This window comes from Pantoea sp. C1E2, assembly GCF_056491465.1.
In genome coordinates, this window is record NZ_JBSZHT010000002.1 from 2,984,434 (window position 1) to 3,010,225 (window position 25,792).

General features: G+C 46.2%; 26 protein-coding genes and 1 other annotated feature. Of the genes, 12 read left to right on the plus strand and 14 right to left on the minus strand.

The window, feature by feature from the left end; translation table 11 throughout:
- Positions 1-3 precede the first annotated feature (3 nt).
- Complete coding sequence (locus ACXI0A_RS14345) at positions 4-1,281, plus strand: FAD-dependent oxidoreductase (protein ID WP_476148142.1); 1,278 nt, start codon at positions 4-6, stop codon at positions 1,279-1,281.
- A 122-nt stretch (positions 1,282-1,403) separates the two neighbouring features.
- Here ACXI0A_RS14345 and ACXI0A_RS14350 read toward each other — a convergent pair whose 3' ends face one another.
- A complete protein-coding gene (locus ACXI0A_RS14350) occupies positions 1,404-2,231 on the minus strand; it encodes an NAD-dependent epimerase/dehydratase family protein (RefSeq protein WP_476148141.1) in 828 nt (275 codons plus the stop codon).
- A gap of 179 nt (positions 2,232-2,410) precedes the next feature.
- Here ACXI0A_RS14350 and hisL point away from each other — a divergent pair, with 179 nt between their 5' ends.
- The 9 genes from hisL (at position 2,411) to hisIE (ending at position 9,642) form a co-directional block, all read left to right on the plus strand.
- A complete protein-coding gene (gene hisL, locus ACXI0A_RS14355) occupies positions 2,411-2,458 on the plus strand; it encodes a his operon leader peptide (RefSeq protein WP_100396937.1) in 48 nt (15 codons plus the stop codon).
- Positions 2,434-2,555 (plus strand) — a sequence feature (His leader region). It overlaps the preceding gene by 25 nt.
- A gap of 54 nt (positions 2,556-2,609) precedes the next feature.
- Positions 2,610-3,509: an ATP phosphoribosyltransferase gene (hisG, locus tag ACXI0A_RS14360; protein ID WP_224931355.1), complete on the plus strand. Its 900-nt coding sequence runs from the start codon at positions 2,610-2,612 to the stop codon at positions 3,507-3,509.
- 4 nt (positions 3,510-3,513) lie between these two features.
- A complete protein-coding gene (gene hisD, locus ACXI0A_RS14365; protein WP_476148138.1) occupies positions 3,514-4,821 on the plus strand; it encodes a histidinol dehydrogenase in 1,308 nt (435 codons plus the stop codon).
- A complete protein-coding gene (hisC, locus tag ACXI0A_RS14370) occupies positions 4,818-5,882 on the plus strand; it encodes a histidinol-phosphate transaminase (RefSeq protein ID WP_476148137.1) in 1,065 nt (354 codons plus the stop codon). Before hisD ends, hisC begins: the two co-directional genes overlap by 4 nt.
- A 2-nt stretch (positions 5,883-5,884) precedes the next feature.
- Positions 5,885-6,952 (plus strand): bifunctional histidinol-phosphatase/imidazoleglycerol-phosphate dehydratase HisB, encoded by a 1,068-nt coding sequence (gene hisB / locus ACXI0A_RS14375; RefSeq protein WP_476148135.1) that lies wholly within the window; start codon positions 5,885-5,887, stop codon positions 6,950-6,952.
- The gene (gene hisH, locus ACXI0A_RS14380) at positions 6,952-7,542 is read left to right on the plus strand and encodes an imidazole glycerol phosphate synthase subunit HisH (RefSeq protein ID WP_034824743.1); all 591 of its coding nucleotides are present in this window, start codon (positions 6,952-6,954) and stop codon (positions 7,540-7,542) included. Before hisB ends, hisH begins: the two co-directional genes overlap by 1 nt.
- Entirely contained in the window at positions 7,542-8,279 is a 738-nt protein-coding gene (hisA, locus tag ACXI0A_RS14385; protein ID WP_476148133.1) for a 1-(5-phosphoribosyl)-5-[(5-phosphoribosylamino)methylideneamino]imidazole-4-carboxamide isomerase, read from the plus strand. Before hisH ends, hisA begins: the two co-directional genes overlap by 1 nt.
- The gene (gene hisF, locus ACXI0A_RS14390; RefSeq protein WP_034824747.1) at positions 8,261-9,037 is read left to right on the plus strand and encodes an imidazole glycerol phosphate synthase subunit HisF; all 777 of its coding nucleotides are present in this window, start codon (positions 8,261-8,263) and stop codon (positions 9,035-9,037) included. The genes hisA and hisF overlap by 19 nt, the downstream gene beginning before the upstream one ends.
- On the plus strand, positions 9,031-9,642 hold the full coding sequence (hisIE, locus tag ACXI0A_RS14395; RefSeq protein ID WP_034824749.1) for a bifunctional phosphoribosyl-AMP cyclohydrolase/phosphoribosyl-ATP diphosphatase HisIE: 612 nt from the start codon (positions 9,031-9,033) through the stop codon (positions 9,640-9,642). The genes hisF and hisIE overlap by 7 nt, the downstream gene beginning before the upstream one ends.
- 153 nt (positions 9,643-9,795) lie before the next feature.
- Here hisIE and ACXI0A_RS14400 read toward each other — a convergent pair whose 3' ends face one another.
- On the minus strand, positions 9,796-10,977 hold the full coding sequence (locus ACXI0A_RS14400) for an O-antigen ligase family protein (RefSeq protein ID WP_476148131.1): 1,182 nt from the start codon (positions 10,975-10,977) through the stop codon (positions 9,796-9,798).
- A gap of 67 nt (positions 10,978-11,044) precedes the next feature.
- Positions 11,045-12,136 carry a glycosyltransferase gene (locus ACXI0A_RS14405; RefSeq protein WP_476148129.1) on the minus strand — a complete coding sequence of 364 codons (1,092 nt, stop codon included), beginning with the start codon at positions 12,134-12,136 and terminating at the stop codon, positions 11,045-11,047.
- Positions 12,137-12,392: 256 nt separating this feature from the next.
- Between ACXI0A_RS14405 and ACXI0A_RS14410 the strand changes: the two genes are divergently transcribed.
- On the plus strand, positions 12,393-13,190 hold the full coding sequence (locus ACXI0A_RS14410; protein WP_476148128.1) for a lysine/arginine/ornithine ABC transporter substrate-binding protein: 798 nt from the start codon (positions 12,393-12,395) through the stop codon (positions 13,188-13,190).
- A gap of 170 nt (positions 13,191-13,360) precedes the next feature.
- Complete coding sequence (locus ACXI0A_RS14415; RefSeq protein ID WP_476148126.1) at positions 13,361-14,476, plus strand: succinylglutamate desuccinylase/aspartoacylase family protein; 1,116 nt, start codon at positions 13,361-13,363, stop codon at positions 14,474-14,476.
- Between the two features lie 65 nt (positions 14,477-14,541).
- On the opposite strand, the gene wzzB is transcribed toward ACXI0A_RS14415, so the two are convergent.
- The 11 genes from wzzB to rfbB all read right to left on the minus strand — a co-directional run bounded on the left by wzzB (position 14,542) and on the right by rfbB (position 25,762).
- Complete coding sequence (gene wzzB / locus ACXI0A_RS14420) at positions 14,542-15,540, minus strand: LPS O-antigen chain length determinant protein WzzB (protein ID WP_476148125.1); 999 nt, start codon at positions 15,538-15,540, stop codon at positions 14,542-14,544.
- Positions 15,541-15,591: 51 nt separating this feature from the next.
- Positions 15,592-17,001, minus strand: a complete 1,410-nt coding sequence (gene gndA, locus ACXI0A_RS14425) for an NADP-dependent phosphogluconate dehydrogenase (RefSeq protein WP_476148124.1) — start codon at positions 16,999-17,001, stop codon at positions 15,592-15,594.
- 88 nt (positions 17,002-17,089) lie between these two features.
- Positions 17,090-17,638, minus strand: coding sequence for a dTDP-4-dehydrorhamnose 3,5-epimerase (gene rfbC / locus ACXI0A_RS14430; RefSeq protein ID WP_476151033.1), 549 nt, complete (start codon positions 17,636-17,638; stop codon positions 17,090-17,092).
- Positions 17,619-18,197, minus strand: coding sequence for a DapH/DapD/GlmU-related protein (locus tag ACXI0A_RS14435; RefSeq protein WP_476148123.1), 579 nt, complete (start codon positions 18,195-18,197; stop codon positions 17,619-17,621). The genes rfbC and ACXI0A_RS14435 overlap by 20 nt, the downstream gene beginning before the upstream one ends.
- The gene (locus ACXI0A_RS14440) at positions 18,187-19,467 is read right to left on the minus strand and encodes a capsular polysaccharide export protein, LipB/KpsS family (RefSeq protein ID WP_476148121.1); all 1,281 of its coding nucleotides are present in this window, start codon (positions 19,465-19,467) and stop codon (positions 18,187-18,189) included. The genes ACXI0A_RS14435 and ACXI0A_RS14440 overlap by 11 nt, the downstream gene beginning before the upstream one ends.
- On the minus strand, positions 19,467-20,468 hold the full coding sequence (locus ACXI0A_RS14445; protein WP_476148119.1) for a WaaS/CpsH family glycosyltransferase: 1,002 nt from the start codon (positions 20,466-20,468) through the stop codon (positions 19,467-19,469). Before ACXI0A_RS14445 ends, ACXI0A_RS14440 begins: the two co-directional genes overlap by 1 nt.
- A gap of 7 nt (positions 20,469-20,475) precedes the next feature.
- Positions 20,476-21,552, minus strand: coding sequence for an EpsG family protein (locus ACXI0A_RS14450; RefSeq protein ID WP_476148117.1), 1,077 nt, complete (start codon positions 21,550-21,552; stop codon positions 20,476-20,478).
- Complete coding sequence (locus tag ACXI0A_RS14455; protein WP_479485262.1) at positions 21,552-22,973, minus strand: oligosaccharide flippase family protein; 1,422 nt, start codon at positions 22,971-22,973, stop codon at positions 21,552-21,554. The genes ACXI0A_RS14450 and ACXI0A_RS14455 overlap by 1 nt, the downstream gene beginning before the upstream one ends.
- Positions 22,954-23,793 carry an NAD-dependent epimerase/dehydratase family protein gene (locus ACXI0A_RS14460; protein WP_476148113.1) on the minus strand — a complete coding sequence of 280 codons (840 nt, stop codon included), beginning with the start codon at positions 23,791-23,793 and terminating at the stop codon, positions 22,954-22,956. Before ACXI0A_RS14460 ends, ACXI0A_RS14455 begins: the two co-directional genes overlap by 20 nt.
- A complete protein-coding gene (gene rfbA, locus ACXI0A_RS14465) occupies positions 23,784-24,668 on the minus strand; it encodes a glucose-1-phosphate thymidylyltransferase RfbA (RefSeq protein WP_476148111.1) in 885 nt (294 codons plus the stop codon). The genes ACXI0A_RS14460 and rfbA overlap by 10 nt, the downstream gene beginning before the upstream one ends.
- Positions 24,665-25,762: a dTDP-glucose 4,6-dehydratase gene (gene rfbB / locus ACXI0A_RS14470; protein WP_476148109.1), complete on the minus strand. Its 1,098-nt coding sequence runs from the start codon at positions 25,760-25,762 to the stop codon at positions 24,665-24,667. Before rfbB ends, rfbA begins: the two co-directional genes overlap by 4 nt.
- Positions 25,763-25,792: the final 30 nt, after the last annotated feature.

A 25,792-nucleotide genomic window follows, 5' to 3' on the forward strand; every position in this document is an offset into this window, starting at 1 on the left:
GTGATGCAACATGTGGGAAGTTATTACGCAGCAACTGCTAATGCGCATGAGCCATGGCCCGAACTGCAGGAATCGGTGCAGTGTGATGTCTGTATTATCGGCGGCGGATTTACCGGTCTCTCATCCGCACTGTTTTTGACCGAAGCGGGTTATGACGTGGTGTTGCTGGAAGCGGCCAGGATTGGCTTTGGTGCCAGTGGTCGTAACGGCGGTCAGGTGGTGAATTCTTATAGCCGTGATGTGGATGTGATTGAACAGCGCTACGGCAAAGACGTGGCGAAGATGCTGGGCAATATGATGTTTGAGGGCGCGGAGATTATTCGCGATCGCATTGATCGTTATGCCATCGCCTGCGATTACCGGCCCGGCGGCATTTTTGCGGCGTTGAATCAGCGCCAGATGGGCCACTTGCGCAGCCAGAAAGCCAACTGGGAGCGCTATGGTAACCATAATCTGGAGCTGCTGGATGAGCGCGCAATTCGTCGTGAAGTGGCGACCGATCGCTACGTCGGCGGCTTGCTGGATAAGCGCGGCGGGCATTTACATCCGTTAAACCTGGCGTTGGGTGAAGCGGAGGCGATTCGTCGTCATGGCGGACGCATCTATGAGCAATCCGCTGCGCTGGAAGTGAAATACGGCGAACCACATCGGGTGAAAACCGCCAGAGGCGAAGTGACCGCCACCTTTGTGATTTTTGCCGGTAATGCTTACCTACCCTCGCAACTCGAGCCGCGCCTGAGTCGCAAAAGTATGCCTTGCGGCTCGCAAATCATTACTACCGAACCGCTGAGCCGCGATCAGGCATTAGGGCTGTTGCCGAATAATCACTGCGTCGAAGATTGTAATTACCTGCTGGATTACTTCCGTCTCACCGCCGATAACCGCCTGCTGTACGGCGGTGGCGTGGTATATGGTGCACGTGAACCGGATGATATTGAAGCGCTGATTCGGCCCAAGCTGCTGCGCACCTTTCCCCAGCTGAAGGATGTGAAATTCAGCCATCGCTGGAGCGGTAACTTCCTGCTGACGCTGTCACGTATGCCGCAGTTTGGGCAGATCGAGAAGAATGCGTTCTTTATGCAGGGGGATAGCGGGCATGGTGTGACTTGTACGCATCTGTCGGGGCGATTAATTGCGGAAGTGCTGCGCGGACAGGCGGAGCGGTTTGATGCCTTTGCGAAATTGCCACACCTGCCGTTTCCGGGTGGGAGAAGGTTTAAGGTGCCGCTGACGGCGATGGGCGCGGTGTGGTATGCGTTACGGGATCGGTTGGGGGTTTGATTATCTTACCAGGTCGCCATGAATGGCGACCCTACAGGTGTGATTTGCGGTCTTCGTAGGGTGCGCATTTATGCGCACCAGGAATTGTAGAGAGCTCATAAATACGCACCAGGAATAAATGCTCACTCCAGTGGCATCTTCATCGGGTCATCATAGCTGTACTCAAATCCCAACTCATTACAGATCTTCGACCCATCCACCACCTTCCCTGCCTCTCGCTCAGGTTCGGCAGCAAACGTCGGTGCCACCAGCCCCAACTGCTTCGAGACAAACGGATAGAAATCATCACGCGCGGGATGTTTCGACGCGCACAGGTTGTAGACTCGACCACCTTTTGGCGTTTGCAGCAGCAGCACTATCGCATCCACCACATCATCCAAATGCACCAGATTCACTGCATGGCCGCCATTATCCAGCCCGGTTTTACCCGCCAGGAAACGCCCCGGATGACGATTTGGCCCGACCAGTCCAGCCAGACGCACTATATCCACGCTGGTGCCCGGCAGATCGTGCAGCCAGTTTTCCAGCTCCACCAGCGTCTTGCCCGCCACGCTCTCCGGCTGCAGCGCACTGCTCTCTTTCATCACGCCCGAACCGGTACCGTACACCGATGATGAACTGGTGAAGATGATGCGCGGCACCTTGTGCGCCAGTGCGGTATCCACCACGTTTTGTACCGCTTGCATATAGTCTTCGCCGCCTTGCACAGTGCGGCTGGCGGGCAGAGTCACCACCAGCGCGTCCACCGCCATCAGCGTGGCTAATTCATCCGCTTCACACTCAATTTCCGGGGTGAGCACCAGTTGGAACGCCTCAATACCGCAGCGACGTGCAGCATCAACGCCATCGGGAGAGGTTTTGCTGCCAGTGACCTGCCAGCCGCGTGCCGTTAACGCCATCGCCAGCGGCATACCCAGCCATCCCAGACCTACAATCGCGACTTTTTTCATACCGACTCCTGCTTTACGCGCTAAGACACTCCATCTTAGTCCCAGCGGTTGTGGCAAACCAGCGCAAACTGTTGCGGAAGGTTCCGAGAACTGACGTTAAAAAAGGGTTGCCAATCGCCGTCATCTTCGTTAGGTTAATCAGCACGCAAATGAATACTCATTCAGCAACGGAATTTACTATGACACGCGTTCAGTTCAACCACCATCATCACCATCATCCTGACTAGTCTTTCAGGCGATGTGTGCTGGGAGACGATTAGGATCTTCCAGTGGTGCGAACGCAAAGAGAGCCCCCGGAAGATCATCTTCCGGGGGTTTTTTTATGGGCGAACGCAACCCAACTGAGTTCAGACAGGATTGAATAAGAGGACAGGAACCATGTTAGATAACACCCGTATTCGCATAGCTATGCAGAAATCTGGCCGTTTAAGTGATGAATCACGCGAATTGCTGGCCCGCTGCGGTATCAAAATCAACCTTCAGCAGCAGCGTCTGATTGCGTTTGCGGAGAACATGCCTATCGATATCCTGCGTGTGCGTGATGACGATATCCCTGGCCTGGTGATGGATGGCGTGGTGGATCTCGGCATCGTCGGTGAGAACGTGCTGGAAGAAGAGTTGCTGGACCGCCGTGCACAAGGCGAAGACCCGCGTTACTTCACGCTGCGTCGTCTCGATTTCGGCGGTTGCCGCCTGTCGCTGGCAATGCCAGTGGATGCGGAATACACCGGCGTGCAATGCCTGCAGAACTCACGTATCGCCACCTCCTATCCGCACCTGCTGAAAAAATACCTCGATAAGCAAGGCGTTGCCTTCAAATCTTGCCTGTTGAACGGCTCTGTCGAAGTCGCGCCGCGTGCGGGTCTAGCCGATGCGATTTGTGACCTGGTCTCAACCGGTGCCACGCTGGAAGCCAACGGCCTGCGCGAAGTCGAAGTGATCTATCGCTCTAAAGCGGTGTTGATTCAGCGCGATGGCGAGCTTCCAGCAGCCAAGCAAGAACTGATCGACAAAATGATGACGCGTATTCAGGGCGTGATCAAAGCGCGTGAGTCCAAGTACATCATGCTGCACGCGCCAAGCGAGCGTCTGGAAGAAGTGATTGCTCTGCTGCCAGGTGCTGAGCGCCCAACCGTACTGCCATTGGCAGGTGATGTCAGCCGCGTGGCGATGCACATGGTGAGCAGCGAAACCCTGTTCTGGGAAACCATGGAAAAACTGAAAGCGCTGGGTGCCAGCTCGATCCTTGTACTGCCAATCGAAAAAATGTTGGAGTAACAGCATGAGCACAATCATGACCCCAATTGACTGGCAACAGTGCGATGAACAGCAGCAGCAAGCGCTGCTGATGCGTCCGGCGATCTCAGCATCGGCGAGCATCAGCGAAGTGGTGCGCGACGTGCTGGCGAAAGTAAAGGAAGAAGGCGATGACGCGCTGCGTGAATTCAGCGCGCGCTTCGACAAAGCGCAGGTGGAAAACCTGCGCGTCACGCCTGAAGAGATGCAAGCTGCCAGCGATCGTTTGAGCGATACGCTGAAGCAGGCGATGGCAGTGGCCGTGGGGAATATCGAAACTTTCCACAATGCGCAGATTTTGCCCGCGGTAGATATCGAGACGCAGCCTGGCGTGCGCTGCCAGCAGATTACCCGTCCGGTGCAATCTGTTGGGCTGTATATTCCTGGCGGCTCCGCCCCGTTGTTCTCCACGGTGCTGATGCTGGCTACACCAGCACGTATTGCCGGTTGTGGTCGTGTGGTGCTGTGTTCTCCCCCGCCGATTGCCGATGAGATTCTGTACGCGGCGCAATTGTGCGGCGTTAAAGAGGTGTTTCAGGTCGGCGGTGCGCAAGCGATTGCCTCACTGGCCTTCGGTACCGAAACCGTGCCAAAAGTGGACAAAATTTTTGGCCCAGGCAACGCCTATGTGACCGAAGCGAAACGTCAGGTCAGCCAGCGCTTAGATGGTGCTGCAATCGATATGCCTGCAGGCCCATCAGAAGTGCTGGTGATTGCTGATGAAGGCGCCACGCCAGCGTTCGTGGCTTCAGACCTGTTATCACAAGCGGAACACGGCCCGGATTCACAGGTTATCCTGCTGACGCCTTCGCTGAAACTGGCAGAAGGCGTGGCGCTCGCAGTGGAAGAGCAGTTAGCACAGCTGCCACGTGCGGCCACCGCGCGTCAGGCACTGGAGAGCAGCCGTCTGATTGTGTTACGCGATCTGGCACAGTGCGTGGAAATATCCAACCTGTATGGCCCGGAGCACCTGATCATTCAGACGCGTCAGCCGCGCGATCTGGTGGATGCGATCAGCAGCGCCGGTTCGGTGTTCCTGGGGGACTGGTCACCGGAATCAGCGGGCGATTACGCTTCCGGCACTAACCACGTCTTACCGACTTACGGTTATACCTCGACCTGTTCCAGCCTGGGCCTGGCCGATTTCCAGAAGCGCATGACGGTGCAAGAGCTGACGCCACAAGGCTTCCTTAATCTGGCCGCCACCATTGAAACTTTAGCGGCTGCTGAACAGCTGGAAGCCCACAAAAACGCCGTTACCCTGCGTGTCGCCGCGCTGAAGGAGCAAGCATGAGCATTGAAGATTTAGCCCGCGCCAACGTGCGCGCGTTGACGCCCTATCAATCGGCGCGTCGTCTGGGTGGTAATGGTGATGTATGGCTAAACGCCAACGAGTTCCCGCTGCCGGTGCCGTTTGAACTGTCTCAGCAGACGCTGAACCGCTATCCCGAGTGCCAGCCGAAAATTGTGATTGAGCGTTACGCGGCTTATGCCGGTTTGACGCCAGAGCAAGTGATTGTCAGCCGTGGTGCCGATGAAGGTATCGAACTGTTAATGCGCGCCTTCTGCGAGCCGGGTAAAGACGCGATTCTGTTCTGCCCGCCCACTTACGGCATGTACAGCGTCAGCGCGGAAACCATCGGCATCGAGTACCGCACTGTGGCAGCACTGGATGACTGGCAGCTGAATCTGCCGGCGATTGCTGAGCAGTTAGACGGCGTGAAAGTCGTTTACATGTGCAGCCCGAACAACCCGACCGGCAACCTGATCAATCAAGGCGATATCCGCAAGCTGCTGGAGCTGACGGCCGGTAAAGCATTGCTGGTCGCCGATGAAGCTTATATTGAGTTTTGCCCGGAAGCGACGCTGGCGGGATGGCTGAAAGAGTATCCACATCTGGTGATCCTGCGCACCTTGTCGAAAGCCTTTGCGCTGGCGGGCCTGCGCTGTGGTTTCACGCTGGCCAACAAGCCAGTGATCGATCTGCTGATGAAAGTGATCGCCCCTTACCCGCTGGCTACGCCGGTTGCCGATGTAGCTGGACAAGCCCTGAGCGAGCAAGGCATTGCGCTGATGCGTCAGCATGTGGCTGAACTGAACGCCAATCGTGCGTGGCTGTTTGAACAGCTACCACAGCTGAGCGTGGTGCAGCAGGTATTCCCGAGCGAAACCAACTATATTCTGGCGCGCTTCACTGATTCGCCAAAAGTGTTTAAAACGCTGTGGGATCAAGGCATTATTCTGCGCGACCAAAATAAAAACCCCGGCCTTGCGGGATGCCTGCGCATCTCTATTGGCACCCGTGAAGAGTGCGAGCGCCTGATCGCCGCGCTGCAAGTTTTATCAGTGGAGTAAGCATGAGCCAGAAGACCCTTTTTATTGACCGCGACGGCACCATCATCTCTGAGCCGCCATCGGATTATCAGGTAGATCGCATGGAGAAGTTGGCGTTTGAAAAGAACGCTATTCCTGCGCTGCTGGCCCTGCAAAATGCCGGTTATCAGTTAGTGATGATCACCAATCAGGACGGCCTGGGTACCGACAGCTTCCCGCAGGCTGATTTTGACGGTCCACATAACCTGATGATGCAGATTTTGAGTTCGCAGGGCGTGAACTTTAGCGACATCCTGATCTGCCCACACATGCCCGATGACAACTGCGATTGCCGCAAGCCGAAAACCAAAATGGTGGAAGCCTGGCTGGCACAAGGCGCACTGGATACCGCAAACAGCTACGTGATTGGCGATCGTCTCACTGATATCCAACTGGCTGAGAATATGGGCATTCAGGGCCTGCGTTACGGTGCAGAAGGCATTGACTGGGATGCGATCCAAACTCGCCTGACCAAACGCGATCGCCATGCGCTGGTGCAGCGCGACACCAAAGAAACGCAGATCAAAGTGGAAGTCTGGCTGGACCGCGAAGGCGGCAGCAAGATCAACACCGGCGTCGGCTTCTTCGATCACATGCTGGATCAGATCGCGGTGCACGGCGGATTCCGCATGAACATCGACGTGAAAGGTGATCTCTACATCGACGATCACCACACCGTGGAAGATACCGGTCTGGCGCTGGGTGAAGCGCTACTGAAAGCGCTGGGCGACAAACGTGGCATCGGCCGTTTCGGCTTCGTGCTGCCGATGGACGAATGCCTGGCGCGCTGTGCACTGGATATCTCTGGCCGTCCGCACATCGAATTCAAAGCCGAGTTCAGCTATCAGCGTGTTGGCGATCTCAGCACCGAGATGGTTGAGCACTTCTTCAGCTCCCTCTCCTACGCGATGATGAGCACCCTGCACCTGAAAACCAAAGGCAAGAACGACCATCACCGTGTGGAAAGCCTGTTCAAAGCCTTTGGCCGCACCTTGCGCCAGGCGATTCGCGTGGAAGGCAACACCCTGCCGAGCTCGAAAGGAGTGCTGTGATGAACGTGGTGATTCTCGATACCGGCTGCGCCAACCTGTCGTCGGTAAAGTGGGCGATTGAGCGCCTCGGCTATACGCCAGAGGTGAGCCGCGATCCGGATGTGGTGTTGCGCGCCGATAAGCTGCTGCTGCCGGGCGTAGGGACCGCGCAAGCGGCCATGAACCAGCTGCAGGAGCGTGACCTGATCGATTTGATCAAAGCCTGTACTCAACCAGTGTTGGGGATTTGCCTCGGCATGCAGTTGCTGGGACGCGGCAGCGATGAGAACGGCGGCGTGACCACGCTGGGCCTGGTGGATGAACCGGTCTCGCTGATGGATACCCAGGGTTTGCCGTTGCCACATATGGGCTGGAACCAGATCACCTCGCAGGCCGGTAATCACCTGTTCCGTAATATCCCGGACGGCAGTTACTTCTATTTTGTACACAGCTACGCCATGCCGGTGAATGCCGCCACCATCGCCCAGTGCGATTATGGCCATCCGTTCACCGCTGCGTTGCAGAAAGATAACTTCTTCGGCGTGCAGTTCCACCCGGAGCGTTCTGGCAAAGCAGGCGCGCAGTTGCTGAAAAACTTCCTGGAGATGTGATGATTATCCCCGCATTAGATTTAATCGACGGCAAAGTGGTGCGTCTGCATCAGGGCGACTACGGTCAGCAGCGTGATTACGGTAGCGATCCCTTACCGCGCCTGCAGGATTACGAACGTCAGGGCGCGGAAGTGCTGCACCTGGTGGATTTAACCGGTGCCAAAGATCCGGCTAAGCGCCAGATCCCTCTGCTCACTACCCTGCTGCGCGGCGTCAATGTGCCGGTGCAGGTCGGTGGCGGCATCCGTAATCGTGAAGACGTTGCGGCCTTGCTGGAAGCTGGCGCGACTCGCGTGGTGGTCGGTTCCACCGCCGTGAAGCAGCCGGAAGAAGTGAAAAGCTGGTTCAACGAGTTCGGGGCGGATGCCATTGTGCTGGCGCTGGATGTACGTATTGATGCCAATAATCGCAAAGAAGTGGCGATCAGCGGCTGGCAGGAAGCGGCAGGCGTAACGCTGGAAGAAGTGATTGGCTGGTATCAGCCGGTTGGCCTTAAGCACGTGCTGTGCACCGATATCTCTCGTGATGGCACCTTAAGCGGTTCCAACGTGGCGCTGTATAAAGAAGTGTCCGATGCTTTCCCAGACATCGCGTTTCAGAGTTCCGGCGGCATTGGCTCGCTGGATGACATCGCGGCCTTACGTGGCAGCGGCGCGCAGGGCGTGATCGTCGGTCGCGCTTTGCTGGAAGATAAATTCACCGTAGCGGAGGCGATTACATGCTGGCAAAACGGATAATTCCTTGTCTCGATGTGCGTGATGGACAAGTGGTCAAAGGCGTGCAGTTCCGCAACCACGAAATCATCGGCGATATTGTGCCACTGGCGCAGCGCTATGCGCAGGAAGGCGCTGACGAGCTGGTGTTTTACGATATCACCGCCTCTTCTGATGGCCGCGTAGTGGACAAAAGCTGGGTATCGCGCGTAGCAGAAGTGATCGATATTCCGTTCTGCGTGGCGGGCGGTATCAAGAGCGAAGAGGATGCCGCGCGCATTCTGCAGTTCGGTGCGGACAAGATCTCCATCAACTCACCCGCACTGGCTGACCCAACCCTGATCACGCGTCTGGCGGATCGCTTTGGTGTGCAGTGCATCGTGGTGGGGATTGATACCTGGTTCGATGAAGCCACCGGCAAGTATCACGTCAATCAGTATACCGGCGACGAATCCCGTACGCGCGTTACGACCTGGGAAACCCTCGACTGGGTGCAGGAAGTGCAAAAGCTGGGCGCGGGCGAGATCGTACTGAATATGATGAACCAAGATGGCGTGCGTAACGGCTACGATCTGGTGCAGCTGAAGAAAGTGCGTGACGTGTGTAAGGTTCCCCTTATCGCCTCTGGCGGCGCGGGCACTATGCCGCACTTCCTCGAAGCCTTTGAACAGGCAAACGTCGATGGCGCACTGGCCGCTTCAGTGTTTCACAAACAAATTATCAATATCGGCGAGTTGAAAAACTTCCTGATCGACAACGGTGTGGAGATTCGCGCGTGTTAACTGCAGAACAACTGGCCAAACTGGATTGGGCCAAAACCGCAGGCATGATGCCTGTCATCGTCCAGCATAATGTTTCTGGCGAAGTGCTGATGCACGGTTATATGAATGAGGAAGCGCTGCAAAAGACGCTGGCGGAAGGCAACGTCACCTTCTTCTCTCGCACCAAAAACCGTCTGTGGACCAAAGGGGAAACCTCCGGACATTTCCTGCAGGTGGCGAGCATTACGCCCGATTGTGATAACGATACGCTGCTGGTGCTGGCAAACCCGATTGGGCCAACCTGCCACCTCGGAACATCAAGCTGCTTCTCACCGGCGGCGCCAGATTGGGCGTTCCTGTATCAGCTGGAGCAGTTGCTGGCATCGCGTAAGAGCGCCGATCCGGAAAGCTCTTACACCGCGAAACTGTATGCCAGCGGCACCAAACGTATCGCACAGAAAGTCGGTGAAGAAGGTGTGGAGACCGCACTGGCAGCTACGGTGAACGACCGTCACGAACTGACCAACGAAGCTTCTGATTTGCTGTATCACCTGATGGTGCTGCTGCAGGATCAGGAGCTGGACTTGAGCACGATTATTAATAATCTGCGGGCGCGTCATAAGTAACTGATTGTGAAATAGGCTGCTCAAAATTGGATGTTAATACTGATTTTGAGCAGCATTCTTCGCAAGGCTAATGGATTATATTACTCTTGGGACGATCACAAGACCTGAATCTCACCTTCACCGGCCATACAGTGGCGAAATATATTCAATCTTTTATTGGTGATGATGTTTAGGGCGGATAGTGCAAAGAGCCACTGCCATGATAAACATCATTGCGGTTGGTGCATAAATTATCACTGAGTCTGTCATCCCCATAATAAATAGCGCCGCTATCGGCATGGAAATCCCCATTAGCTCATATCTTTTAGCCCAAATAGAGAATGCAACAACATAAAATAGGATTAATGAGATAAGTCCAGCGATCCCCTGTAGGGTAGCGACTTCAATAAACTCATTGTGCATGTTATATTTAACATTTTTATACCCTTCATTATTTCCAGGATGGAAGTGGGATATATATTTCCTTGACTCAGTTGTACGCGAATCGGGAGATGTAAATCCAAAATTAGAAATTGCGAAGTGTAACCCTGCATCCCAGATAGCAATACGTGCGCCAATTGAAGTTGAGCTATTTTTATCATAATTCTCAATATTGTTAATGCCCTGCATCCAACGATCCCCCGTCGAAACGGTGAAGGCAACTACAATTATTAGGGCTACCAAGCGATTTCGTTTTGGTTGAAGAATTTTTAAAATTCCATAGAAACGGCTGATTTGACATAATGTAATGAAAATAAATGACAAAAATGTCACACGTGTACCGCACAAGGCTAATAAAACACACACCATCACAAAAAGAACAATATCGGACCACAGCCATTTTTTACTGGATTCTTTAACTGATAGCCAAAGGTAAGTACAGTAAAGAAACATAACCATATAGGATGAACTTGACGCACCATCGGCTGTTAACTTAACCCTACGGCCAGTTAGCAGATATTCATGAAAACCCGCAATCAGGCCGCATAAGATACCCAGAAAAATTATTATCTTACAAAATTCCATATTTCGCTCAGTAATTTCTTTATTATACATCGCAATTACAGCAATAACAAAAGCACCTAGCATCATCCTTTTCCCACCCAACAGATAGTCATTCAGGATGTTATCCGATGGCGTCGTAAAATGCTCAAACTGCCCAAAAATGTATATGCTCCAGGAAAATCTTATCAATGCAAAAACAAACACCGTGACAGTCAAAAGGAAAACATATTTATTGGCTCTGGGGCGGAGTTCTGAATTGAAGAGTGTATAAAAAAATACGAATATGGCTATGTAAGATGCAACGTAGAAAATCTTCTGCGAATAACCGTAAGTAAACAGATTTACAGACATTGCAGCACATAACATAAATGTTATGGTGGTAACTGACAGAGAGATCCACTTTGCTGGTGGAGCGGGTTTATACGCGTTCAATCTTATTGTCCTGAACTAAAATATTTTTAATATTAACAATGTAGTATGGTTCACTAAACTTCGAAACACTGGCTTTTATCATCATTGCACTGGGCAGCTCTACACCGTCCACAATACGCTGTAAAATTCGTGCCAATGCATCAACATCGTTCACCGGATAAAGCTGTCCATTTTGATGAGAAATTATCTCTGCTGGGCCGCTGACGCAATCAGATGAAACGCAAAAAACACCGCGTGCCATAGCTTCCAGCAACGTTAATGGAAAACCTTCATGATTTGACGTTAACACCAGGCTGGTGACAGTCTTAATATGACTCTCGACGTAATCCCATGCAGGCGTTTGCCAGCCATGCCAGGTGATTTTATCGGCAAGCCCTAGTTCAATTGCATAACGTTCACAACGAGACCTGTCATCACCCTCGCCAACAATATCAAGAAACCAACACCCTTTAACCTGGCAAAGCGCATCTAACAAATCTTTCAGCTGTTTTTGATCTTGAAAATGCACCCGGCCAACAAAGAGAAAACGCGCAACATCAGGCCGGGGGATAATGTTATCAACTGGTTTTACCGGGTTAAACACGACATGGACCTGTTCAGGCAGTGCACCCAACGAGATCAACTGGTGTTTAATCTCTTGACTGATGGCCAAATGCTTGTCGGCAAGCATTAGGTAGTGTGGCCGATAGCGTTCTTTAGGAGGTAAATGCATCCATGAATAGAGTGGCACCTTATGCCGGGCCAATTTCAGTGCCTTACGCGCAAGCATGCAGGGGATCGTATTCATCGCGATCACATGATCGGGTTTATGTTTACTTACAAACCAGGCTAAACGTAATGTGTGAATTAATCGAGAAATTTTAGGATTACGCGTGACACGACGACTTTGACCCCAAACACATTCTGCAGACCAGACATTTGAGGCTATTTTTTCATTTGATTCAAAAAGATAAATTCCTGCACTATACGCTGGGTCATCATTCAGCAAGTTGATTACTTGCCTGGTCACGTTTTCCATTCCTCCATGACCACCCAGTGTTTCGACAACAAAGAGAATTTTTATTGGTTTTAGCTTCATACTTTTGTTGTCTCGATCCGCGGTAGGGCTCAGTTTTTAGTTAGTTCTAAACCACAATCATCTTAATGGTGGCCTTTCTACCATGATTGACATGACCAGGCAACTTGAAGCTTAAAACTGTTATTTGATAATAATATGTAGTCACCAACAGGCAACTATAAAGTGCAACAATCTGAAAATATTGCCTTATTTGCTTTCACTTCAGCTGCGAGTTACTCTCACTCTTTCCACATCACGAAAAAAGAAGACCGATATTATGGCAAGTTCTCGTTTTACTGCCCGCTTGCGTCAGACGCTGGCGCTGGCTGTGCTGGCAGGCTGCGCATTTGGCGCACAGGCAAAGATTGAACAAGTACGCTTCGCAGTTGATCCAACCTACCCTCCTTTTGAATCCAAAACACCACAAGGTAAACTGGTTGGTTTTGATATCGACCTTGGCAACGCGCTGTGCGAGCAGATGCAAACCAAATGCGTGTGGGTAGAGAGCCAGTTCGATGGCATGATCCCGGCGCTGAAAGCCCGCAAGTTTGACGCCATCCTGTCGGATATGGGTATTACAGAAGAGCGCTTGAAACAGATCGACTTCACCGTTCCGCTCTACGACACGCACACTCAATTGATTGCGCGCAAGGGATCAGGTTTGCTGCCAACGGCTGAATCACTGAAAGGCAAAACCGTTGGCGTTGAGCAGGGAACCGTGCAGGAGCGTTATGCGCTGGCAAAATGGCAGCCACACGGCGTGAATGTGGTGCCTTACGGTGATCAGGCGCAGGTTGAGAGCGATTTAATTTCTGGTCGACTTGATGTGGTGTTCACCGATGCGGCACAGGCTGCAAACGGCTTCCTGAAACACCCTCAAGGCAAAGATTTCGAGCTGGCCGGCCCAATTGTGGAAGATCCGATTATCGGTCCAGGTACGGCGATTGGTCTGCGTAAAGGCGACGAAGAGCTGAAAACAGCCCTTGATAACGCCTTTGCTGAAATCAAGAGAAGCGGCACCTTCGATAAGATTCAGAAGAAGTACTTCGCCACCGACATCTCGATCCAGCATTAATCCATACAGATGCGGTCTTCAGACCGCCCTATTCACGCCGCTAACATGAGCGAGCGCAAATTTAGCGGCTTCATTTCCGCTCATTCTCACAGCAGCACTATAATTCCAATCAATAAAATTAATCAGGCACTACGTTCAATGTGCCGTAGATAAAGGACATCGACCACGTCATGCAACAACAACATCATCCTCTGCTTAGTGCCTCCCTCGGTACACAGCGCGAAATCGTTAGCTTCCATTTCGGTACCGATTCACAACAGCGCGTCTACATTCAGGCGGCACTGCACGGCGATGAGCTGCCGGGTATGGCAGTGGCGTGGTTCCTGAAGCAGAAACTGCTGGCGCTGGAATCTGCCGGGCAGCTTAAATCCAAAATCATACTGGTGCCGGTAGCAAATCCGTTGGCGATGGGCCAACACTGGCATGGCAGCCATTTGGGTCGATTCCATACACTTTCCGGTCAGGATTTTAATCGCCGCTTTCCGGCGTTGGGCGTTACCCTGGCTGAAGAACTGGCCGGTTCCCTGACGCAGAGCGAGTATGAGAATAAACGGCTGATCCGTGATGCTATCGATCGCCATTATCGCGATCGCATTGCTCGTACCGAGCTGGATGCGCAGCGCTTTACGCTGATGCGAATGGCCAGTCAGGCAGATTTGATGATTGATTTGCACTGCGACTGGGATGCATTACCACATCTATACACCACACCGCACGCATGGCAGGACATCGAACCATTAGCGCGTTGGTTAGGTAGCGAAGTACAGCTGCTGGCGCAAATTTCCGGCGGCGAGCCGTTTGATGAAGCTTGCTGTGAGCCGTGGTTAACGCTGGCTGAGCGATTTGGTGGTGGGTATCCGATGCCACTGGGTTTGTTGCCGGTGACGCTGGAGTTACGTGGTGTGGCAGATGTGTCGCCATTACAGGCGGAGAAGGATGCGGATGCGATTATTAACGCGCTAATTGAAGGTGGCTACATTGCGGGTGAAGTGGGTGAGTCCCCTGCCCTGATCAACCCAGCAACGCCGTTGGCGGGTTGTGAGTATATCCATGCACCGCATTCTGGGCTGTTGTTGAATCGCCGTGAATTGGGCGAGTGGATTACGCCCGGTGAAGTAGTGGCGGAGATTGTGGACCCGATTACCGACCAAGTGACGCCACTGGTGGCAGAGTTTGGCGGGGTGTTGTATGCGCGGAATTTGATGAAGTTTGCGACGTCGGGGATGCTGGTGGTGAGATTGGCGGGGGAAAATGCGGGAAGAAAGGGGGAGTTGTTGGTGGGGTAATAATTGACTGCCAGTGTCAATTATCAAATGGAGCAGACTTAGCCTGCTCCATAAGTATTACGACATTATACTTTTGAACGATACTCTCTGATGACAGTCCGTAGAATAACGATTAAACACCCTAGAACGAAACCAACAAATAAGCCAGCGATCAATACTAAAATGCTATCTGGAGACGTCTTTTGATTAGGTTTATTGGGTTTTGAAATCATGCTAAATGAATTTAAACCGTTGAGCTTCAATTTAGTGGCTTTTAAGAGAAGTAATGACTGCTCTGTCTGGTAATAATAATCACTGAATTGCAAAGGCTTAGATGCTTCATTTTCAATCATAGAGCTTAATGATTTTGATCCAAAGAGATAAAGAGCATCATCTGAAAGATTATCTGCTTGGGTCAACTGAGATTGTTCAAGGTTTGAAGATTGCGCGACCTTCAAAGCTTGTTTAAGTGCAGATATTCTATTGCTTTTTTGCATCTCAGATATTTTAAATTGGGAATCAAGTGATTCCTGCAACTCTAATTCCTTCGTCGCAAAGCTATTTTCAATATCAGTTTGAAGATGAGCAACTAAATCACTATTTAACTTTTTAAGATAAGCTTCAAGTTTTTCCTGTACAACCTCGGGAGATGAGCCAACATATGAGATTTTAAGAGTATCATCCTTACCCGGAGAAAATTGTTCAACGATTAATTTTTCAGAAGGAATCTCATTTTTCAACTCAGCAGATAAGGAAGAAGCAGAAGAGCTAAATCGATAGAAAACATTTTTTTGGACATCTAATACAGCAGGCTTATCATTTCCGTTATTTGCGAATAGAACATTTAACGCAGAGGTATATGTTGAAAGTTGACCTAATGTAGGGTAAGTCACTATCGCTTGTGAAGTCCATTTTGGACTCATCATTAACAAGAGTGCTGCAGATAATACGATGGTTAAAAATGACGTTATAGCGACTGTCAAACGACCTTGCCACAGTTGATAAAACAAGTCTATGAAACTTAATTCGTCGTTGCGGGCGTAAAACTTTTCACTTAAATAGGAACTATTTTTTTGTTCAGTCATAAAATTATTTTAATCAATGAATGAAAGCCCCCAGTTAAGGGGGCGAATATTTTAATCCAACCACTCGGTATGGAATACACCGTCTTTATCAATACGCTTATAAGTGTGCGCACCGAAGTAATCACGTTGAGCCTGAATCAGGTTCGCCGGAAGCACTTCTGAACGGTAGCTGTCATAATACGCAATGGCAGCAGAAAAAGTAGGTGTTGGGATACCATTTTGGATTGCGTAAGAAACAACATCGCGAAGCGCTTGCTGATATTCATCTGCAATATTTTTGAAGTATGGGTCCAGCAGCAAGTTAGCGATGTCAGCATTATTTGCATACGCATCAGTGATTTTCTGCAAGAACTGCGCTCGAATGATACAACCCGCACGGAAAATCTTGGCAATTTCACCGTAGTGAAGATCCCAATGGTTCTCTTCTGAAGCTGCACGCAATTGAGAGAAGCCCTGAGCATAAGAAACGATTTTACCCAGATATAGCGCGCGACGCACTTTCTCTACGAATTCAGCTTTATCTCCGGTGAACGCTTTTGCCTGTGGACCGCTCAATACTTTGGAGGCAGCAACACGCTGAGACTTAAGAGAAGAGAGATAGCGTGCAAACACAGATTCAGTGATCAGCGACAATGGCTCGCCGAGATCCAATGAACTTTGGCTGGTCCATTTGCCAGTACCTTTGTTAGCCGCCTCATCCAGAATAACATCAACAAGATATTTATCCTCTTCATCTTTCTTGGTGAAGATATCTTTAGTGATGTCGATCAGATAGCTGCTGAGTTCACCATTGTTCCAATCCGTAAAGGTTTTGGCCAACTCTTCGTTGTTTAGACCCAGAGCACCTTTCAACAATGCATACGCTTCTGCAATAAGCTGCATGTCGCCGTATTCGATGCCGTTATGAACCATTTTAACGTAATGACCGGCTCCGTTAGGACCAATGTAAGCAACACAAGCTTCGCCATCTTCGGCGCGTGCAGCAATCTTATCAAGAATCGGTGCGACCAATTCATAAGCTTCTTTCTGACCACCGGGCATAATGGATGGGCCTTTCAGTGCGCCCTCTTCACCACCCGAAACACCAGTACCGATGAAGTTGAAGCCCTGGTCAGACAGTTCTTTGTTACGACGAATAGTATCTTTGTAGAAGGTGTTACCTCCATCGATCAAGATATCGCCCTTGTCCAGGTGCGGTGTCAGCGAAGCGATAGTTTTATCAGTCGCTTCACCTGCCTGGACCATCAACAGGATACGGCGTGGTTTCTCCAGCGACTCAACAAACTCTTCTACGGTGTAGAAAGGTGCCAGTTTCTTGCCTAGATTCTCAGCAATGACTTCGTCGGTTTTCTCACGTGAGCGGTTAAAAACAGAAACCGTATAACCACGACTCTCAATGTTGAGTGCAAGATTGCGACCCATTACGGCCATGCCTACCACACCGATTTGCTGCTTGGACATTAAATTACTCCTATCTTCATTAATAATAACCTCAGCACGTTGCAAGGTTATCTCTTGAAATCAATCAGTTAAAGAAATAGTCTTAACTTTAACATATACTATCTATCATTAAGTCTTCGAGCGACTTCCCTTGCGCATCTTTAGATGAAAGTGTTGGCGAGTTAATCGGCCAATTTATACCCACACTTTTATCGTTCCATTTTAAACATGCTTCATCTTCAGGATGATAAAACTCAGTACATTTATACTCAAAATCTGCAACGTCCGAAAGGACTAAAAAACCATGAGCAAAACCGGGCGGCAACCAAAACTGTTTTTTATTATCTTCTGTAAGAATTACCGAGTCCCACATGCCAAATGTTGGTGAGTTTTTTCTCAAATCAACGGCTACATCCATAACTTCGCCGCGTATTACTCGCACGAGTTTTCCCTGCGGAAAATTTACTTGAAAGTGCAGTCCTCGCAGAACATCTTTGGTTGATCGAGAATAATTATCTTGTACAAAATTAAATGATCCACCCAAAATTTCATCGAAAGTATTCTTATTGTATACTTCCATAAAGAATCCGCGGTCATCGCCAAACACTTTAGGTTCTAATATTTTGGCATCTTTAAGTTTAGATGGTGTTACTCTCATCATTTGTTACCTTTAGCCATTCCTTTTTAAATATGTCATATTTTTTAATGACTCGAGCAGGATTTCCAGCAATAACACTATAGTCTGGAAAAGCACCTTTTACGACTGAGTTTGCGCCAACAATACATTGACAACCTAGTTCAGTGCCGGCCAAAATTTTCGCACCAGTACCAATAAAACAATTATCACCTATTGCTGTTTTTTTTGTAAGCATTGGCTGCATGTAAATAGGTGTATCAATGACTTCAAAAGTATGATCACTATTTGTGATAAGGACATCAGAAGAAATAACCACCCCTCTACCAATTATCAATTCGTTATCGACCGCAATGAGGTGTAAACCTTGACCTATTGAAACATCATCTGAAATAGTTATAGCCCCTTTCGACAAAATTTCAATTCGCCAGCCCGGATACAACCTGAATCTGCTACCAATTGACAACCGGGAAAGGCCTATAAAAAAAATTGGCTTTCCTAGATATGATTTAAGCCCTAACTTCTTAATAAAAAAGACGCTGTAAAAAAGGGCACGAAACAACCAAAACAGTTTAAAAATCATCCTGAGAAATCCTATCTGCTATATTCTTAGGGGCAACTGAATTTTTATGCCGAAAATGTCCAGGGACAAAGATATTCCCAAACAAATAATTTAGGTATCTTTTAAGATCAGATTTGTTCATCTCAAATTCCTGAGTGGTCATTAACACTTTCCTTAAATCCTTACCATCATATTTAATACATAACCCTTGATTATCATAGTAGGCATCACCTAGAACCAAAAGCTTCTTCCCTTTCTCAAGGGCTTCAAGGCCAACAGTTGAATTATTGACTATGACAGAATTTGATTCATCAATCGCTTGTGCGAGTGTAGCTGACTGGTCGAAATACACGCGGGGGTGAACCGCAACCAAAGAATAGAGCTCTGGTTCGTACAGCCCTGCGTACAGCGGATGTTCGCGAACAATTAAACGGGAATATTCTGGTAAATTAGCAGAGACCGCTTTGACGATATCGTAATGGTTATTAAACCATGGACTGTGATAAATCATATTAACGTCATCTGGAACTTGTAAAACCAGCAAGTAAGTGAATTCCTGTGATGCTGGTGCACATTTTTCCTTAGCCAGATCTAATATTTTACTGTCCACTCTTTTACGCTTAGGTCTTATGTGGTCGGCGGGCATCAAAAAACCCAAAAAACGCTCAATAATGAGATCGATAAGTCTGTATTTTTTGTAACCTTGCCAGGTTAAATCACTGACCTTTGCATAATCAGGTAATGGGATATTGCCTATATCATTAATGAAAGGGGCTCTAAAAGAGCAGTTTGCATTAACCCCTTCACTATCAATAATAGTGTAGCCTAATGGAGCCTGCTCAAAATATAATGTTTTTATCGAAAGTTTTTTTGCGATATTAATAATTATTTCAGTGGGCAAGCGTGCATCTCCACTAAGTATAATCAAATCAGGTTTAAACTCTTTAATTTTCCCTTCAAGATAATGGTAGTATAATTTTGACTGTTCGATTAATTCTTCATCAATCATACCATTCATCAATCTATGGTGATAACCAATGAAGTTTTTATAGAATTCATCATCGTGCGCTACAGATTTGTACTTTCTATTTATTTTAGCAGCCAGGGGAAGAAAGATAGAACGTTGCTTATGACACAACGAGTAAAGAAACCCGCTTAAATAGTAATTTACATGAATGAACTCGTGATTTTTATTATGACTTTTAAGTTGAGATTCTAACCTTTTGAAAAAACGTGAAAAATCGGCATAATAGCCAACGGTCATAATTTTTTCTATTTTACTTAACGTCATTATTCACCTAACATTTTTTTCACCCACGATGAAATCGCATATTCTTTTAATACTGCCTCATCGTATTGATTAAATGGCATTTTAATAAAATCTTTATCTATAACAGGATTTTCGCGATCGACAATTAGAACATTATTTTTGTTATACAAATTAGTATCTTTTATAGCTTTATTCGTCGTTATCAGTTTAACGCCAGATGCCAGTACTTCAAATGTACGCATTGTCATCCCTTTTTGGTGATGATGCTCAATGTCTAAAACAGCGCGTGATGTATCTACAATCTCAGCGACTTTCTCTTTAGGCAAAGGGTCGTATTGAAAATCACTGACTTTCGTCTGTCTAAATTCACTTTGCGTTAATTTTCTTACCCAATAGACAGCAATGCTCTGTAAGAAGAGAAAATTATAAAAACTCAGTCCATTATTTTTGCATTGGCTCTTAACTTCTTTAATAATTTTTAGACGCTGACCATGGACTGTCCCGATAAAGCAGACATCATATAAATATTCTTTTCCAAAGTCTTGGGATTGTTTAAACTTATCTGAAAAGAACAGCGGTAGATAATTTACATTGGGATAGATCTTTGCATCAATTGGGTCGAATGAAAAAACATTGTCAAAATTATTTAATATCGATTTTGCCAAAGGTTTGTTTGATAATGAATCCCATAAGTAAAGTGTGAGCTTTGCATTTGGAATGATCTCTCTTAATTCGGCAAGATATTTTTTATCGAATCCCTCAGGATTTATAAAAACCACGCGATCATAGCTATTTAATCTACAGCGGGTTAATAATTCATTCCGATGCTTTAACAGGTTTTTCCGAATAAAAATATTAAGGCCTAATCGCATTGCCAATTTCGTTTTGAAATCATTCGCTGGTCTTGTATCAAAATAATCAACGTTATAACCAGCATTTCTAATTTCATTTTCAATTTCTTTTTCATATCCAAAAAACTTCGGCGCAATTAATAATAGCTTTCGTTCTTTAATTAAAGTCATTCAACTATCAACCCAGAATTGATTGGTATGGAGCCAAGTTTTTTTCATACAACGTCAGATATAACGCAACAATATACAGAGAAAAATAGGCAAGCATTACAAAGAAAGAAATTGTTCGACTTTTCCTATCGGGACAAAGTCTTAACAAGAGTGGCAACGTAAAGACTTTTGCAAATACAAAATAATATTCCAACCTTAACATAATCCTGACTTCTACAGCAATCGTCAATGTCAATAAAGATAGATATGTTATGTTGAACAGCACATTTTCAATTTTATTTGAAACTATTCTATCCTTATAAATCAGTAATAGAAGTAATGGTATGAGCTGATAAACATAGCTAGCAATGCCTTTCATTGACAATCCTTCAATGAAAGCCCCATCTCTAAACTCTGCATATGTACTGCCGTAGAGGGGGATTGCAGTTAATATTTTGATCAAAAGAACACGTACAATAGGAAGATTAAGTGAAAGGGTGGCTAATAATATTATTATAAAAAGGGTAATGCAGTGTTTCTTTTTCCATGATTTATTTAGTACGAAATACAGCGGAAACAATAATATTGCTGACTTATGGAATAAAAACCCAATTATATTTAAGAAGAAATATTTTATGAATTTCTTATTTATTATTGCTATTAAAGAAAAATAGAAAAGACCTAATGCAACATTTTGTCGAATGTAATTAAAGCCACCTTCAATCAACCCATAGGGCATGATAATAAAAATTAAAAAATTCAGAGGTGTGAAATTTCTATATTTAAAAAAGCAAAGAAAAATAAATATCAAATATAATGACGTAATCCAAGAATAAAACCATACATAGCTTAGTGAAAAATATCTAAAAAGATAGCCGCTTATTCTGAACAAATACTCTTGCTTAAAGAAATTTTCATTGAGGCGATCGTACATAAATTTGTATGATTGGTAGTCAGGCCCAACATCATGACTAAGTGAAACGACAACCCAAACAATAGCGCAAGCGATTAGTAAGAAGAACTTTTCATATTTCCGTACTATGCTCTCATGCCCGACAAGGAACCAAGCAAAGAAGAAAGTATAAAGAATAAAATAAAGATGCATTAGATGAACCTGGAGATGTTATTTTTAAACAACGCCTTTAATTTCTTATCTTTAACCACGCACACAATGACAATGGCAATATACGCGACAAATTTCAGATAAATATTTAATTCTGATAATAAGAGTGAGGCTACAATCATGAAGGTATAAAACAGAGCATTTGATAGATTGATGGTAAGCAATCTTAGCCTCTCTCGCTTCAGGATAAATACTCCTGCGAGTAGCTTAGATGTTAACAAAGAAACACCTAGTGCAATGCTAGCACCAACAAATTCATATTGAGGAATTAATAAATAACACAAAACAATATTAATCGCAGCGCATGCCATAAGGAACATGAAGTTTAGTTTTGCATGACCATTCATTGTCATGCATTCACTTACAGCACCAGTAGAAATAATGATTAAATAGAACACACAGACAACCTGTAATGCTTTAGATCCTGATACATAATCGGGTCCAAACAGTGACAAGATTTCTTTAGCAAAGAGAATTATAAAAAATATCATTACACCAGAAATTACGAGAGATAAATTAAAATTATCTCTATATCGCTGATGTGTGGGTTCATTATTAAAAAAACCATGCAATTTTGGTTCAAAACTTTTGGTCAGAGCCATATACGGGAAGAGCGCGACTATCGCTAGAGATGTCACAATATCATAAACAGCAACACTGTCATTCCCGCTGAGTTTCCCCAATAACAGTACATCAACTTTTCCGGCAACTGACAGCATTATGGCATTGATTCCTAAACTCAATGAATAACCAAATCTATTGAAAAAAGAAAACCCATTCGGTCGCTTCCACTCCACATGCTTCAATACATAAATAATTAAAAAAATAAGTAACAACAACTGTGAAGCAATCATACTTAGCGCTAAGCCAAAGAAGTTTCTATAGCCAGCAATTATAAAAACAATAAGAAATGGAAACCGCAATAGCCTTTGGAGCAGATTCGAAAGAATGAAGTTAGTGTTGATCTTCCCTTTTACACGTATGACTGGTGTCAAAAGGTTATATAAGGCCCATAGAGGAAGCATTAATAAGGAGAGATTATAATTACTCTCACTTATTTTATTATTAAAAATGCCCCCCCTGACTTCTGACGATAACAAATATAAAAGAACTGTTCCTATTATAACCAGGGTCGCACCACTGAAAAACTCTTCCCAAATAACTTTATCTGTTTTCTCTTTTTGATAATAATAGAGTATTGAGCTATCACGCCCCAACATTAACGCAATGACCAATATTGATATAAAAGAAAATGCGAGTCTAAACTCACCATATATTTCTTGAGAGACGTTTCTTGTTATATATATGGTAGTTGCAAAGAGAATGGCATTACCAAGAACATTGGATGCCAGCCCCACCAGAACATTATTAAATTTCTCAAGCCTATTTTCTAGAGAATTCATGAGTAAAGTCTTTAATCATTTCACTTAAAAGTTCATTAACATTACGAGCTTTAATGCCGAATGATGAAACAAATCGATCAATTGACGTTACTGGAAATATATCTTCCACATCGTTAGGCAACCAGTTTACTTTACAATCAGTACGGCTACGAATAATCTCAGCAATCTCAGATGCACTTGTATTTTCTCCAGAGGCAACGTTGAATATTCCGGTTATGCTTTTTTTAATTGCTACGTATACTGCCTTAGAGACATCTTCAACAAAGACGTAATCTTTGCTGTAATCAGGAGATACATACATATTTATCTCATGATTAACCACTGCGTCACGCACTAAAGACGGCAAAAAGAGTTTACTCTTGAAAGCTTTCCCATAAACATTCGAGGGCCTCAAAATTAGCCAAGGCTTTGATTGAGCTTGTACGAGTGTTTCGCAAAGAATCTTCAGTTGGTTAAACAGCGCTCTGGAGTCACTTGGGTCTATGTTTAGAACAGCTTCTTCGTGACTCTGTTCCCCTCCACGGTAGATACGCGTTGATGAAATGAAGATTAATTTCTTATATTTTGCAGTATTGATAATACTTCTTAAAATATCCAGATGTGAAGAAACCATCTCATCTGTTTTTTTACAATCGCCAATTCCACAACAAACTATGACAGTTCCAAGAGCCTTATGTTTAAAGTCTTGTATTGTCCAATCACCTCTTTCCACTCGAAGATGATTGCTAGTCAGTACATTGTTAATGTCTGACCCTATAAAACCACCAATTCCAAATATAGTTACGACACTTTCAGCATCGTGCTCATTAATCATTGACATACATCTTTCACCATTTTGAGAAGATATTTACCGTATTCGTTTTTGGCTAAAGGCTTAGCTAGTTTTTTGAGTTGTTCAGCATTAATAAAACCTTTACGAAACGCAATTTCCTCAGGGCAGGACACTTTCAGGCCTTGGCGTGTTTCAAGTGTTCGTATAAAGTTTCCAGCTTCGATCAAGCTTTCATGCGTGCCTGTATCTAACCATGCGTATCCACGCCCCATCATGACAACCTGCAATTCATTGTTAGCAAGATAAATACGGTTAATATCTGTAATTTCTAGCTCACCTCTTGGGGAGGGTTTGAGTTTTTTAGCATATTCAATGACTTTATTGTCATAAAAATACAAACCAGTAACAGCATAATTGCTTTTAGGCTTTTTAGGTTTTTCTTCTAATGAAAGCGCTCTACCATCATTGTTGAAGTCTACAACACCATACCGTTCTGGATCATTAACATGGTAGGCAAATACTGTTGCTCCTTCGGTTTGATTAACTGCACTCTGCAATTCAATCGGCAAATCATGCCCATAAAAAATATTATCTCCAAGGATGAGCGCACAATTATCTTTACCGATAAACTCTTCACCAATGATAAAAGCTTGAGCCAACCCGTCGGGCTTTTCCTGCACCTTGTAGGAGATATTTAGCCCCCACTGGCTACCATTTCCAAAAAGCTGTTCAAATCGTGGTGTATCTTGTGGTGTACTTATAATTAAAATATCACGAATACCAGCCAGCATTAATGTACAAAGCGGATAATAAATCATCGGCTTATCATAAATCGGCAACAATTGCTTACTGATACACATTGTAACTGGATAAAGTCGAGTTCCCGATCCACCCGCTAGAATAATTCCTTTTCTATTACTCACTTTACATCCCCTCTAGTATTATAATTGAGGCTAATCCAGTCTTGATAAGCACCTGATTTAATATTTTCCACCCAGCGCATATGGTTCAAATACCATTCAACCGTTTTACGTATTCCAGTATCAAAACTTTCGTTAGGTTGCCAATTCAGTTCGGAAGCTATTTTACTCGCATCAATCGCATAACGCCGATCATGCCCAGGACGGTCTGCTACATAAGTAATCTGTTTGCTGTAAGAGGTAGATTTAGGCACTAATTCATCGAGCAGTTCACAAATTAGGAGCACAACATCAATATTCTTTTTCTCATTGTTACCACCAATATTGTATGTCTCTCCAACTTTACCTTCAGTGACCACTTTGTAAAGCGCTCTAGCGTGATCTTCAACATAAAGCCAGTCACGGATCTGGTCACCTTTTCCATAAACGGGAAGAGGTTTCCCTTCGATGGCATTCAATATCACTAATGGAATGAGTTTTTCTGGAAAATGATAAGGACCATAATTGTTCGAGCAATTCGTCACTATTGTTGGTAATCCATAGGTACGTTGCCAAGCACGGACCAAATGGTCGCTGGATGCCTTTGATGCGGAGTAAGGGCTACTTGGGGCATAAGGTGTGCTTTCGGTAAATAGTGGCAATGGGACATCTGTATGCTGGCACTCATCAGGATGGGGCAGATCCCCATAGACCTCATCTGTGGAAATATGGTGGAATCTAAAACGTACCTGACGGTCTGCTTCAAGACCATTGCAGTAGTGGCGAGCAGCTTCTAAAAGTATATACGTACCCACTACATTTGTTTCCACAAATGCAGCTGGCCCCGTGATTGAACGATCAACATGGCTCTCCGCTGCCAAATGCATCACCACATCTGGCTGGTGATTTTCAAACACGTTCTTTAGTGCGTCGGCATCACTGATATCCGCTTGTATGAAAACATAGCGCTCAGACGTGGCCACATCGGCCAGAGACTCCAGATTCCCTGCGTAAGTGAGCTTATCAACGTTAATCACCGCATCCTGCGTATTGTTGATAATATGTCGTATTACCGCTGAACCAATGAAGCCCGCACCACCTGTAACCAGAATTTTCACGCTGAATTGTCTCTCTATCGGATACTGAAA